Below are 10,906 nucleotides of genomic sequence, written 5' to 3' on the forward strand. Positions count from 1 at the left end.
CCGTCACTCGGCAAACCCTTTCCCAAGCTTGTGACCAAGGCTCGGGAAGACCGGGGAAGAAGGGCTGACCCGGTTCGGTACCGCCGGGTAGGGTGCGGATCCATGGGTGGCGAGAGCACAACGCGTACGGCCCCGCACAGTGGCGGTGGCACCAGCAGTGGCCCGGTGGGCAGCCGGACCGGACAGCGTCTGTCCGGACTGGCCGTCGCACTGGGCCTTGTGCTGTTCCTCGGCGGATTCGGGTGGGGAGCCCTGCTCTACCGGCCGTACACCGTGCCCACCAGTTCCATGAGCCCGACGATCGCCGCCGGCGACCGAGTGCTGGCCGAGCGCATCGACGGCGACGAGGTGCGCCGCGGGGACGTCGTCGTCTTCACCGACAAGACCTGGGCGAGCAACGCGCCCGTGGTCAAGCGGGTCGTCGCGGTCGGCGGCGACACGGTCTCCTGCTGCACCGACGGCAAGCTGAACGTCAACGGCAAGGAGATCGAGGAACCGTATCTGCCCGCGGGCAGCCTGGCCGAGATCAAGAACTTCCCGACCGTGAAGGTCCCGGACGGCCGGCTCTTCCTGCTCGGCGACGAGCGGGAGGGTTCCCTGGATTCCACCGCCCACCTCACGGACGCGGCCCAGGGCACGGTCGCGCGCAGCGCCGTCGCGGCCCGTGTCGACGCCGTCGTCTGGCCCATGAACGGCATGCTGGAGCGCCCCACGGGCTTCAAGACGCTCGGCGCCCTCTCCCAGCCGGGCCCGCTGGGCACGATCGGCTGGCTGATCGTCGCCGGTGGTGTGCTGGTCCTCGGTGGCGGGGCGTACGGCCCGATCGCCAAGCGGACGTCCGGCCGCCGTGCCCGGCCGGAGGCGGCCGGTGCCCGCTGAGACCACGGACGAGCCGACGGGCGCGGGCGTCGACTCCTACGAGGGCGGGCTGCGCAAGGTCGCCCGGGTCGTCCTCCTCGACCCGCAGGACCGCATCCTGCTGTTGCACGGCCATGAACCGGACGACCCGTCCGACAACTGGTGGTTCACCCCCGGCGGCGGCGTGGAGGGCGACGAGACCCGTGAGGAGGCGGCTCTGCGGGAACTCGTCGAGGAGACCGGCATCACCGAGGTCGAGCTCGGCCCGGTGCTGTGGCGGCGGATGTGTTCCTTCCCGTTCGCCGGCCGCCGCTGGGACCAGGACGAGTGGTACTACCTGGCCCGTACGACAGTGACGGCGACCCGTGCCACGGCCCTGACCGAGCTGGAGCGTCGCAGTGTCGCCGGAGCGCGTTGGTGGACCTGTCAGGAACTGACCCGGGCACATGAGACGGTGTATCCGACCAGACTCGCCGAGCTGCTGCGCAGGCTGCTCGACGAAGGTCCTCCGGCCGGACCCGTAACCCTGGACACGGAAATCGTCTAGCGGCTCACGGGACTGGCGCACAATGGGGAGATCGCACGGCTGAAGGGGAACATGCCATGAGCGCCGAGGACCTCGAGAAGTACGAGACCGAGATGGAGCTGAAGCTCTACCGGGAGTACCGCGATGTCGTCGGTCTGTTCAAATACGTGATCGAGACCGAGCGGCGGTTCTACCTCACCAACGACTACGAGATGCAGGTGCACTCGGTCCAGGGCGAGGTGTTCTTCGAGGTGTCGATGGCGGACGCCTGGGTGTGGGACATGTACCGGCCGGCCCGGTTCGTGAAGCAGGTGCGGGTGCTCACGTTCAAGGACGTGAACATCGAAGAGCTCAACAAGAGCGACCTGGAGCTTCCGGGGAGCTGAGTCCCGCAGGGGAGCGCTCGTGCGGGTGACGGGGTTTTCCACAGCCCCCGGGTTGTCCACCAAGATCCTTTTCGTGGCGGCGGATGCGTGAGCGTGGGTGCCGGAGGTGGTGCCCACATGAACACGAACACCGATCTGGCCCGAGGCGCACTCGGCAGGTACGGCGAGGAACTGGCCGCACGGCGGCTGGTCGAGGCCGGGATGACGGTCCTGGAGCGCAACTGGCGCTGCGGCAGGACCGGTGAGATCGACATCGTCGCGAGGGACGGCGACGTCCTGGTCGCCTGCGAGGTGAAGACCCGCAGCGGCGGCGGATTCCAGCACCCGATGGCATCGGTGACACCGGAGAAGGCCGAACGCCTGCGTGGCCTGGCCGAGCGGTGGATCCAGGCGCACGGAGGGGCCCCGCCGGGCGGCGTCCGCATCGATCTGGTCGGCGTCGTCCTGCCCCGCCGCGGGGCGGCCGTCGTCGAGCACGCGCGGGGGGTGGCCTGAGATGGGGTTCGCGCGTACGTGCTCGGTGGCGCTGGTGGGCGTCGAAGGGGTCGTCGTCGAGGTGCAGGCCGACCTCGAACCGGGAGTGGCCGCGTTCACGCTGGTGGGGCTGCCGGACAAGAGTCTGACCGAAAGCCGGGACCGGGTACGGGCGGCGGTGGTGAACTCGGGCGGCGACTGGCCGCAGAAGAAGCTCACCGTCGGACTCAGCCCGGCATCGGTGCCCAAGGGCGGCAGCGGCTTCGATCTGGCGAACACCTGCGAAACACCGTTCTACCGTGTCATGCTGGACCATGGCCCACGACGCACCCGGCATCCCCACCCGCGCGATCATCTACTGCCGCATCAGCCGCGACCGAGAAGGCGCCGGCCTCGGCGTCGAACGGCAGCGCGAGGACTGCGCAGCCCTCGCCGCGCAGCTCGGCATCGAGATCCACGCGACGTACTCCGACAACGACCTGAGCGCCTACAGCGGCAAACCGCGGCCCGGATACCAGCGGCTCCTCGACGACCTGCGAGCGGGCCGCGCAGACACCGTCCTGGCCTGGCACACGGACCGCCTCCACCGCTCCCCGGCCGAGCTTGAGGAGTACATCGACGTCTGCGAGCCTCGCGCCGTCCAGACCCGCACCGTGAAGGCCGGCAACCTCGACCTCACCACCGCCAGCGGCCGGATGATCGCACGACAGCTCGGCGTGCAGGCCCGCTACGAGGTCGAGCGGATGGCCGAGCGGCAGAAGCGCAAGCGCGACGAGATGGCCCAGCGCGGGCAGTTCTTCGGCGGCCGCCGTCCCTTCGGCTACGAGGCCGACGGGGTGACCCCGCGGGCCCTGTTCTGCCTCGCCTGCGGCCGGGACGAGCCCGCGGACTTCGAAGTCGTCATCAAGTGCCAGCACTGCGACGCGGCCGAGCGGGACCTGACCGGCTGGGCGTGCGAGCGATGCGGGGCGCCGGACGGACGGCACGTCCTGAGCGAATGCCGCACCTGCCGCACGGCCGCCACCGTCGCCCCGGGCAGCGAGTTCGAGCGGATCCGGGAGGCCGCCGACATCCTCCTGGCCGGCGGGTCCCTCGGCGCGATCGTCGCCGAGTGGAACGACGTCCCCGTCCCCACCAGCACGGGCCATGAGTGGCAGCGCACCGAGCTCCGCACCATGCTGCTCCGGCCCCGGAACGCGGGCATCGTCAAACATCGCGGCCAGGAAGGGGGCCCCGCCGGGTGGCCGGCCGCGCTGGACGAGCCGACCTGGCGCAGCCTCGCCGCCCTCCTCGGCGACCCGGACCGGTGCAACACCCCCGGCAACGAGCGCAAGCACCTCGGGTCCGGGCTCTACGAGTGCGGGCTGTGCGCCGACGGGACCACGGTGCGGGTCACCTCGAGCAACAAGACCCGCGGCGGTGGCGAGCGGGTGTGGGAGCAGGCGTACTCGTGCAAGGCGAGCAAGCACGTTGTGAAGAAGGCCGAGCCGCTGGACGCGTTCGTGCAGTGGCAGCTGTTGCAGAGGCTGGCCCGGCCGGATATGGCGGATCTCCTCGCGGCGCGGGAGGAGCCGGTGGATGTGCGGGGGGCGCAGGCGGAGATGCGGGCGGCGCGGCAGACGCTGGACGCGCTGGCGGCTGATCTGGGTGCGGGGGAGATGACGTTGCAGGAGTGGCGCATCGCGTCGAAGGGGGTGCGGGCGCGGCTGGAGGCGGCGGAGGGCACGTTGTCGCGGGCGGTGGAGGTGAACCCGGTGGCGGGGCTGCTGGCGGCGGACGATGTGGAGGCGGAGTGGAACCGGCTCGATCTGTCGCGGCGGCGTTCGGTGGTCGCGTTCATGATGACCGTCAGGCTGCGGCCGGCGCGGCGGGGGCGTCTGCCGGGTGGGACGTACTTCGATGCGGAGTCGGTGGACATCATGTGGAAGTAGAACGCCCCCGGCCGGGATAGTCCGTGCCGGGGGCGCCTTGGCCGTGCCGCCGTGCCTGGGGGGCGTACGGCGGTCGGCCGGTTCCGTGGGGGGTGCAGCAATACTTGGCTGAAGTGTTGCCGTTTGACAATGAGTCAATAGCCACATCACCCGAACGGGTGTTTTATTTTGTCAGGCATTGCGCAGCACGGAGAGTCTTGATCTAAAAATGCCCGGTATACCGTGCTGACTTAAGATCATGCACGCCAGAGCGTTTGTCGAGTGCTCGACCCCTCCGCCGACGACTGGCTCCAAGAGCGCCGCCATGCCATCGGCGACCGCATCCGCACCGAACGCATACACCGGAACCTGACACAGGAACGCCTCCACCTCGCGGCAGGAATCAGCCGCTGGAGCCTCCAGGAACTCGAAGCCGGCCGGAGCAACCCCACCTTGGACACGCTGCTCCGCATCGCCCGGGCCCTCGACACCCCGCTCGCCGACCTCGTCCGGTGACGTCACCCGCACTCCAGCGCCAGCGCGCGCAGTGCACGGCTGTCCGGGCAGTAGTCGCGGTGCGAGCAGCGCGCACACGAGCCGATGTGAATGCGGTACACCCGCGCGGCCTGTACGCCGACGCACTTCCGGCAGGCGCGCGGCAGCCAGCGGCGGACGGCCCCGTCCGCGACGCGGATCCGGGGGCCGAGCTTCATCCCCGTATCCCCCAGCGGCTTGCTGCACCACGGGCACGCCGTCCCGTCGATCTGCTCGGGGGTGAGAGTGTGCACCTTCGGCATGGGCAGCATCTCGGCCGCGGGCGGGTCGTCCCACGAAGGCGCGTCGATCATCGCCCGTTCTCCATCTGCGCCCACAGACCGCACTCGTCCGTGGTGAGCCCGGTCTGCTGCGACAGTCCGGCGATGATGCGCCAGCCGGGGCCGTGGCTGTGGCGGGCCGGTAACGGGGCCGGGCCGCTTGCGGTGATGCGGAGCCGGGGTCCGGCCGTGGACAGCTCGAGGGTGATGATGTCGGCGCCGCTGCCGAGGAGGGCGACGAACAGTTCGTGGGCGACCGGCGGGGCGTCGGGGTGGTGGACTCGCTCCCGGACCCATGCGCGGACGGCGGAGGCGTCGGCGGCGTGGCCTTTGAAGTTCAGCCGCCAGGTGTGTCCCGATTCAGGCATGAGTGTCCCCTGTGGCCGGTGGCTATCTGAATACACGAAAACGCTTTGTGTATTCACAATGTCGTGGCGATTGGCACTGGTCAAGCCAGGCGGGACAGTATGTGTATTCAGATTGACGCGATCACCGGATGGGGAGTACAGCCGTGGCACAGCCCGAGTACCTGCGCATCGCCGCCGACCTGCGGCGCCGCATCTCCTCCGGTGAATGGGCTCCCGGCGAGGCGATCCCGACGCTGCGGGTCCTGACCGAGGCGTACGGCGTCTCTGAGATCACCATCCGCAACGCGCTCAAGTTGCTCGTCGGGGAGGGCCTCGTCGAGACCCGGGCCCGCGCCGGGACCATCGTCCGTGAGCGGCCGCCCGTGCACCGCATGCCCGCCGACCGCTACCGCGCCACCCCGGGCGCCAGGTCCACGCCGTACACGCGGGACCAGGGCATCGGCTGGCAGGAGTACCGGCTCGACAAGAGGTTCGAGCGGGTCGAAGCGACCCCGGAGCTGGCGGCGCTGTTCGAGGGCGAGGCGGGCGAGCAGCTCCTCGCGCGGCATTTCGTGTTCTACGACAACGACCAGCCCACCCAGATGTCCACGTCGTATGTGCGGTGGACGGACGTGGCGGACACTCCGGTCGCCGACCCGATCCATGAGCCCTGGCCCGGCGGCACCCGCGCCCAGATGGCGTCCCTCGGTTTCCAGGTCACCCGCGTGACCGAGTCCTTCACCGCGGCCATGCCCACCGAGCTCGAGGCCGCGACGCTCCGGATCGGCGCCGGGATCCCCGTGCTGCGCTACACGCGCCGGCACATCGCCGACACCGGGCGGGTCGTCGAGGTCGCGCACCCGATCGTCCGGCGCGGGGATACGACGGTCGTCGATTTCGTGATCGACCTGAAGGACTGAGGGCCCGCATCTGGCGGGATCGCGATGAGTGGGCGGGGCCTGCGATCACTAGAATGAAGGCATGCCCCCCACCCCTTCCGAGCGTGGCTCTGTGCGGTCTGCCGCGGCCGTGAACGAGGCGATTCGGGCGATTGCGTGGCGGGCCAGGGGCAGGGAGTGGAAGCAGGCAGAGAAGGCCCTGTACCGGCTGCTGGTGGAGGAGTGGGTGGCGGCGGAGCAGCGGGCGAAGATGGTCACTGCGGCGTAGGATCCCCGCGTGGCACAGACCTTCGATTTCCCCGACACCCTGCTGGCCCTGGAGTCTCGCGCCTGGGAGGAGATTCAGGCCGGGCGGCTGACTGTCGGTACGGCGGCTGCCGTGCAGGTGGCGGTGCGCGAGTTCGCGGCCGAGGGTGGGCACGATCGGTACGCCGTCGAGATGGGGCTAAAGAAGACCGTTCGGCACCCCGATGTGACCTGAGCTACTCCCCATGAGGCGGCGGGGGCTAAGCCGTTTCCCACCACTCGTCTGCACCCTCATAGTCCGGCTCGGGCGCGTTGACCGTGACCGTGAGGAAGCCGTGGGCGGTGCCGTACCGGATGAATTCCAGGAGAGCAGCGGCCTGCGGGGCGGTGGTGTCGCGGTCGATGACGAAGGTGCGGTTGCTTCCGGTACCGCGCCGGGAGCTCCTGCCCTGGGCCCAACGGCGAGCTCCGGTGGCTCGGAGCATGGCCATGGCGGTCTCAAAGTCCTCGATGCCGCCGAGCTCCAGGACGATCGGCGGCGGCGTGGTGGGCTCACTCATGCGCGCCAGCATGGCAGAGGATCATCCGCCGTCCGGCCAGCTCGTCAACGTCTTGCCGGACTCCTCGTCGGTGAGCTCGATCCGTGCGCCCGGCAGCTCGCCCCACGACCGCTTCCAGGTGTTGTACTGCGAGCGCGCCACGGCCTCGCTTCCCCACCAGCCGTGCATGACGGGCCGGCCGGTGGAGGTGAGGGTGAGGTGGTAGCGGTCGGCGGTCATGCGAGCCGGATTCCGCGCGCCCGGTGCGGCTCCCGCGTGATCGCACCCTTCCGTTCCATCTCCCCCAGTTGGTAGGCGACGGCGCTTCGCGACCCGAGGCCGACCTGTGCGCCGATCTCCTCGAAGGTGGGCGACGCACCCTTGTCCGCGATGGTCTGTCGGATGCAGCGGAGGATGCGTTCCTGGGTGTCGGTGAGGTGATCTACGCGGTGCCTGGCCATGACTCGACTAGAGCACGTGTTCGAATAATGCGGCAAGTCGAGGACGCCGCGAAGCCTCCCGTGGGGAGCCGGGAGGCGCGGCGGGCCCTGCCGAAACAGCAACGCACGGCAGGGCCCGAGAGGGGGATTCCACCCGGGGGTGGAGCGGGATCCCACCCCCACACCATGCACCACAATCCGGCCAGTGGGATAGATCACGGCCGGAAGTAGTACTCCGGGCATGACGAAACGGCCCCCACCGCCCGAAGGCAGTGGGGGCCATCTCAGACTCCAGTTCGGTTGTACTCATCCACCCTGTCCGGCGGCGCCGGCGGCTCGATCCTGTGCTCCCGCATCTGCGACGTCAGCTCATTGACATACCCGGCAAACGCCCGCACCAGCGACCGCAGCGACCGCACCTCATCCCGCGTCGAGATCAGCTCCTCCCGCAGCTCCGTCTTGATCGTGTCGAACGCCGCCCGGTCCTCAGCCCGCTGGTTCGGCTCCGCCTGCGCCTGCGCAGCCGCCCGAGTAGCCTCAGCCGTCGCCGCGGCCGCCTGCTTCGTAGCCCTGGCCGCGAACAGCCCAGCCAGCACCATGCCGACCGTGCCGAACGCAGCCACCAGCCCCGCCCAGATACTCACCCAGGCCCGCCTTCCCGGGCGGACTGCGGCGCTGGGGGGACCGAGTATTCGGGCACCGTCGCCGCCCACAAGATGACCCCGACGTGCGAGGTGAGATACCAGAGTGCGACGTAGGCGCCGCGGGAGAACTGGCCGCTCACGACGGCGGCCATGTAGGCGATCGCCCACACAATGGGGGGAATCAGGGCGACGACGAAGCCGACGCGGTCGCGGCCGATGCGGAGGAACGCGGACACGGTCGTGATGATCCCGGCGCTGATCCACAGCCAGGCCCAGTGTCGGATGTCGCACCACTGCGTCAGCAGGTACAGGCCTGCTGTGGAGGGCGGGTCGACGAGCATGCCGATGCCCCAGCAGGTCTTACCGATGCCGAGGATCAACAAGAAGGCGCCGCGGCGGCCCAGCATTTCGCGGAGGAGGGACGCCCGGCACCCCACTCATGCCGCCTTGATGGGGCTGGTCTGCTCCGTCCGCAGGGCCGAAGGCGGGACCGGGGCTGTGACCTCGCGGTGGATGACCAGGGCCACCAGCGCCTCGACTGCGAACATCCACAGTGCCTGCTGCTCCGCCGAGATCTCCAGGCCGAACGCGAGGAACAGTGCCAGTCCGCCCTGCGCGAGGTTCACGATGGCCGCGCCGACCGCGCCCGTCTTCAGGACGACCGCGTTGACGATCGCGACGATCAGCGACAGGACGGCCATGATGGCGCCCTGCTGCTCGTCGGACACGTTGAAGCCGTAGGCGGCCGACAGCTTCAGGACGACCGCGATGGCGGCCAGGATGTAGACCGGCTCTCTGCCGAAGATACGCATGAGGGATTCCTTCCGAAGGGTCAGACGTTGGGGACCTTGAGCGCTGCCCACGAGGTGGCGCCCGGCCACCCGTCGGCGGCCGCGCCGGTGTAGCCGAGCTTTCGCTGCCACCGGGCGTACGACTTCCGGTCGGCCTCAGTCCACTGCGGGCCCGGACCGTCCTCATAGGCGGAGCAGCCGACGGCGACCAGGCGCTTGCCCAGCGCGGTGACGATCGCCGACCTGGGGTTCTTCCGGAACCAGGCGGCGCCCGGGAACGGCTCATACTTCGCCTCGACCACGGGCGTCGACGGCGCGCCCGCGGCCTCCTTGGCGAACGCGAGCAGCTTGGCGAAGTCGAGAGCGCCCGGGTCGCCGTGCGAGTTCTCGTCCACGTGCATGTGCCCGCACACGCCCCTGAAGGCGTTCCAGGCGGCGTCGTTCATCCGCTGCCCGCCGCCGTTGGCGTAGGACGTCGGGTAGGCCGGCCACTTCGACGGGCCCGACAGCGGCACGCTGTGCTTCGTGTGCATCCATGCGAGGAACTCGGCCACGTCGCGCAGCGCCCAGTCGGGAGCCTGCGGCCAGTAGATGAAGTCCTTGTCCTGGACGAGTCCGGCCTTCAGCCACTTGGCGCGGGTGGCCGGGTCGCAGGTTCCGACCATCTCCAGCTGACAGACGTTGTTCGTGTTCGTCTCGACGCCGCCCGCCAGGTTGAGGAGGGCGCGGGCAGAGGTGTCGATGTCGAAGTGCTGCCACCACTTCAGCCGCCTCGCCGCGAAGTCCGGCACGCAGGTGAGGGTCGGTGCTGATGCGCCGCCGCCGTAGTCGGGGAGGGTGCGGCCCTCGGTGGTGTGGAGGACGACGACGTTGACCTCCATGTCGTCGCCGCCGAACTTGCCCTGGTAGCGGTGCGCCTGGCTGGCCCCGGGGTAGGTCTGGGGGCCGGTTCTCGTCGTCATCGCGCGCCACCGTCCTGCGCCGAGTCCCAGATGGCCCGGGCCGCCACAGTCCAGGCCATCTGGACCTGCTCGCCGAGGTTCTCCCACGCCGGCATGCGGCGCCCGTCGTGCGTGAGGCCGCCGGTCGCCTCGCCGTACGCGGCATACGCCCGTGGGCCGAGGTCGGCGGGAATCGGTTGCTGTGCCATGGGCCCTCCAGGGCATGAGAAAAGCCCCGGCCAGCAGGCACGGGGCATCAGGGGCGAGCGGGGTCAGGCAGCGGGTAGCAGCAGGTAGCCAGTCACCCAGAGGTTGCCGTTCGTGGCGGCGACCGTGGCCGGATTGAGGGGTGTCGCACTCGCCCCGCTGTAGAGGTACAGGTTGGACAGGGCCAGCCCAGCCGACGCGCCCACGCGCAGGCCCGACGCGGCATACGTCTCGTCCACGGTGACGAGCATCGACACGACGTGCGTCGCGCTCACCGCGTGCTGGAGCTCGAGGCGGTCAGCGTGCTGGACGACTCCCGTCACCCCGGACGGCTGGTGCGCCGAGTTGGTGATCAGCCCCCAGTCGGTACCGGTGTTCCGCAGCGCGCACGCCACCAGCTGGAGCCGGGCCCCGGCCTCCGTCGTCAGAACATGCGCGGTCACTCACGCCACCTCATAGATCGTCACCGTGATCGAGCTGTAAATGTTGATCTGCTGTCCGGCAACCGGCGAGGCGACCAATTTGATGGTGTGCGAGCCCGCCGCCCCCAGAGTCCCCCGGTAGACCTGCGTCACCGTTGCCGAGGTGCCGGCGCTGCCGCCGCCGTCTCGGAAGACGGCGAACTCGGCCTGGACGACGCCGTCGACGTGGATGTTGCCGGAGCCGAGGGTCGTCGGTGTGCCCGTGAGGCGGTAGTCGAAGACGGCGTTCACCACGTAGACCGCGTTCGCGGTCTCCGACGTGAACGTGACCGTGGCGCCCGGTACATCGGCCAGCGTCGCTGCACCAGCGAGCGCCGACGTGGCCGCGGCCCGGTACGTGGCTGGCTGGAGCCTGTTGAGGCGCCCTGCGGTGATCGTCTCTCCGGCGAGGAAAGCCATAC

The 10,906-nt window shown here is 69.9% G+C and carries 21 protein-coding genes and 1 pseudogene; 10 read left to right on the plus strand and 12 right to left on the minus strand.

What is annotated here, in order from left to right; translation table 11 throughout:
* Positions 1 to 102 precede the first annotated feature (102 nt).
* The 7 genes and pseudogenes from lepB to G9272_RS31760 all read left to right on the plus strand — a co-directional run bounded on the left by lepB (position 103) and on the right by G9272_RS31760 (position 4,670).
* Positions 103 to 879, plus strand: coding sequence for a signal peptidase I (lepB, locus tag G9272_RS31730; RefSeq protein ID WP_171399671.1), 777 nt, complete (start codon positions 103 to 105; stop codon positions 877 to 879).
* The gene (locus G9272_RS31735; RefSeq protein ID WP_171399672.1) at positions 869 to 1,405 is read left to right on the plus strand and encodes an NUDIX hydrolase; all 537 of its coding nucleotides are present in this window, start codon (positions 869 to 871) and stop codon (positions 1,403 to 1,405) included. The genes lepB and G9272_RS31735 overlap by 11 nt, the downstream gene beginning before the upstream one ends.
* 56 nt (positions 1,406 to 1,461) lie before the next feature.
* Positions 1,462 to 1,770: a DUF2469 domain-containing protein gene (locus G9272_RS31740; RefSeq protein ID WP_005311352.1), complete on the plus strand. Its 309-nt coding sequence runs from the start codon at positions 1,462 to 1,464 to the stop codon at positions 1,768 to 1,770.
* Positions 1,771 to 1,857: 87 nt separating this feature from the next.
* Positions 1,858 to 2,265, plus strand: a complete 408-nt coding sequence (locus G9272_RS31745) for a YraN family protein (protein WP_171399673.1) — start codon at positions 1,858 to 1,860, stop codon at positions 2,263 to 2,265.
* A gap of 1 nt (position 2,266) precedes the next feature.
* Positions 2,267 to 2,527, plus strand: a pseudogene (locus tag G9272_RS31750) (magnesium chelatase domain-containing protein); the annotation flags it as partial.
* A gap of 31 nt (positions 2,528 to 2,558) precedes the next feature.
* Complete coding sequence (locus G9272_RS31755) at positions 2,559 to 4,175, plus strand: recombinase family protein (RefSeq protein ID WP_171399674.1); 1,617 nt, start codon at positions 2,559 to 2,561, stop codon at positions 4,173 to 4,175.
* Positions 4,176 to 4,436: 261 nt separating this feature from the next.
* Positions 4,437 to 4,670, plus strand: a complete 234-nt coding sequence (locus tag G9272_RS31760) for a helix-turn-helix domain-containing protein (protein ID WP_171399675.1) — start codon at positions 4,437 to 4,439, stop codon at positions 4,668 to 4,670.
* A 2-nt stretch (positions 4,671 to 4,672) separates the two neighbouring features.
* Here the strand turns inward: G9272_RS31760 and G9272_RS31765 are convergent, their stop codons facing one another.
* Positions 4,673 to 5,002, minus strand: coding sequence for a hypothetical protein (locus tag G9272_RS31765; RefSeq protein ID WP_171399676.1), 330 nt, complete (start codon positions 5,000 to 5,002; stop codon positions 4,673 to 4,675).
* Positions 4,999 to 5,337: a hypothetical protein gene (locus tag G9272_RS31770; protein ID WP_171399677.1), complete on the minus strand. Its 339-nt coding sequence runs from the start codon at positions 5,335 to 5,337 to the stop codon at positions 4,999 to 5,001. Before G9272_RS31770 ends, G9272_RS31765 begins: the two co-directional genes overlap by 4 nt.
* A 143-nt stretch (positions 5,338 to 5,480) precedes the next feature.
* Between G9272_RS31770 and G9272_RS31775 the strand changes: the two genes are divergently transcribed.
* The 3 genes from G9272_RS31775 to G9272_RS31785 all read left to right on the plus strand — a co-directional run bounded on the left by G9272_RS31775 (position 5,481) and on the right by G9272_RS31785 (position 6,696).
* Positions 5,481 to 6,236: a GntR family transcriptional regulator gene (locus G9272_RS31775; protein WP_253267995.1), complete on the plus strand. Its 756-nt coding sequence runs from the start codon at positions 5,481 to 5,483 to the stop codon at positions 6,234 to 6,236.
* Positions 6,237 to 6,297: 61 nt separating this feature from the next.
* Positions 6,298 to 6,483 carry a hypothetical protein gene (locus G9272_RS31780; protein WP_171399679.1) on the plus strand — a complete coding sequence of 62 codons (186 nt, stop codon included), beginning with the start codon at positions 6,298 to 6,300 and terminating at the stop codon, positions 6,481 to 6,483.
* Positions 6,484 to 6,492: 9 nt separating this feature from the next.
* Positions 6,493 to 6,696, plus strand: a complete 204-nt coding sequence (locus G9272_RS31785; RefSeq protein WP_171394574.1) for a hypothetical protein — start codon at positions 6,493 to 6,495, stop codon at positions 6,694 to 6,696.
* A gap of 25 nt (positions 6,697 to 6,721) precedes the next feature.
* On the opposite strand, the gene G9272_RS31790 is transcribed toward G9272_RS31785, so the two are convergent.
* The 10 genes from G9272_RS31790 to G9272_RS31835 form a co-directional block, all read right to left on the minus strand.
* Positions 6,722 to 7,021, minus strand: a complete 300-nt coding sequence (locus G9272_RS31790; RefSeq protein WP_171399680.1) for a hypothetical protein — start codon at positions 7,019 to 7,021, stop codon at positions 6,722 to 6,724.
* Between the two features lie 21 nt (positions 7,022 to 7,042).
* Positions 7,043 to 7,240 (minus strand): hypothetical protein, encoded by a 198-nt coding sequence (locus G9272_RS31795; RefSeq protein WP_171399681.1) that lies wholly within the window; start codon positions 7,238 to 7,240, stop codon positions 7,043 to 7,045.
* Positions 7,237 to 7,461 carry a LexA family protein gene (locus G9272_RS31800; protein WP_171399682.1) on the minus strand — a complete coding sequence of 75 codons (225 nt, stop codon included), beginning with the start codon at positions 7,459 to 7,461 and terminating at the stop codon, positions 7,237 to 7,239. Before G9272_RS31800 ends, G9272_RS31795 begins: the two co-directional genes overlap by 4 nt.
* Positions 7,462 to 7,724: 263 nt before the next feature.
* On the minus strand, positions 7,725 to 8,084 hold the full coding sequence (locus tag G9272_RS31805) for a hypothetical protein (protein WP_171399683.1): 360 nt from the start codon (positions 8,082 to 8,084) through the stop codon (positions 7,725 to 7,727).
* Positions 8,081 to 8,491: a hypothetical protein gene (locus tag G9272_RS31810; protein WP_171399684.1), complete on the minus strand. Its 411-nt coding sequence runs from the start codon at positions 8,489 to 8,491 to the stop codon at positions 8,081 to 8,083. The genes G9272_RS31805 and G9272_RS31810 overlap by 4 nt, the downstream gene beginning before the upstream one ends.
* 30 nt (positions 8,492 to 8,521) lie before the next feature.
* Complete coding sequence (locus tag G9272_RS31815) at positions 8,522 to 8,896, minus strand: hypothetical protein (RefSeq protein ID WP_171399685.1); 375 nt, start codon at positions 8,894 to 8,896, stop codon at positions 8,522 to 8,524.
* A gap of 20 nt (positions 8,897 to 8,916) precedes the next feature.
* On the minus strand, positions 8,917 to 9,837 hold the full coding sequence (locus tag G9272_RS31820; RefSeq protein ID WP_171399686.1) for a peptidoglycan-binding protein: 921 nt from the start codon (positions 9,835 to 9,837) through the stop codon (positions 8,917 to 8,919).
* Positions 9,834 to 10,025: a hypothetical protein gene (locus G9272_RS31825; protein ID WP_171399687.1), complete on the minus strand. Its 192-nt coding sequence runs from the start codon at positions 10,023 to 10,025 to the stop codon at positions 9,834 to 9,836. Before G9272_RS31825 ends, G9272_RS31820 begins: the two co-directional genes overlap by 4 nt.
* Positions 10,026 to 10,088: 63 nt before the next feature.
* The gene (locus G9272_RS31830; RefSeq protein ID WP_171399688.1) at positions 10,089 to 10,466 is read right to left on the minus strand and encodes a hypothetical protein; all 378 of its coding nucleotides are present in this window, start codon (positions 10,464 to 10,466) and stop codon (positions 10,089 to 10,091) included.
* Positions 10,467 to 10,904, minus strand: coding sequence for a hypothetical protein (locus G9272_RS31835; protein ID WP_171399689.1), 438 nt, complete (start codon positions 10,902 to 10,904; stop codon positions 10,467 to 10,469).
* Between the last annotated feature and the right edge of the window lie 2 nt (positions 10,905 to 10,906).

This window comes from Streptomyces asoensis (assembly GCF_013085465.1).
GTDB classification, from domain to species: domain Bacteria; phylum Actinomycetota; class Actinomycetes; order Streptomycetales; family Streptomycetaceae; genus Streptomyces; species Streptomyces cacaoi_A.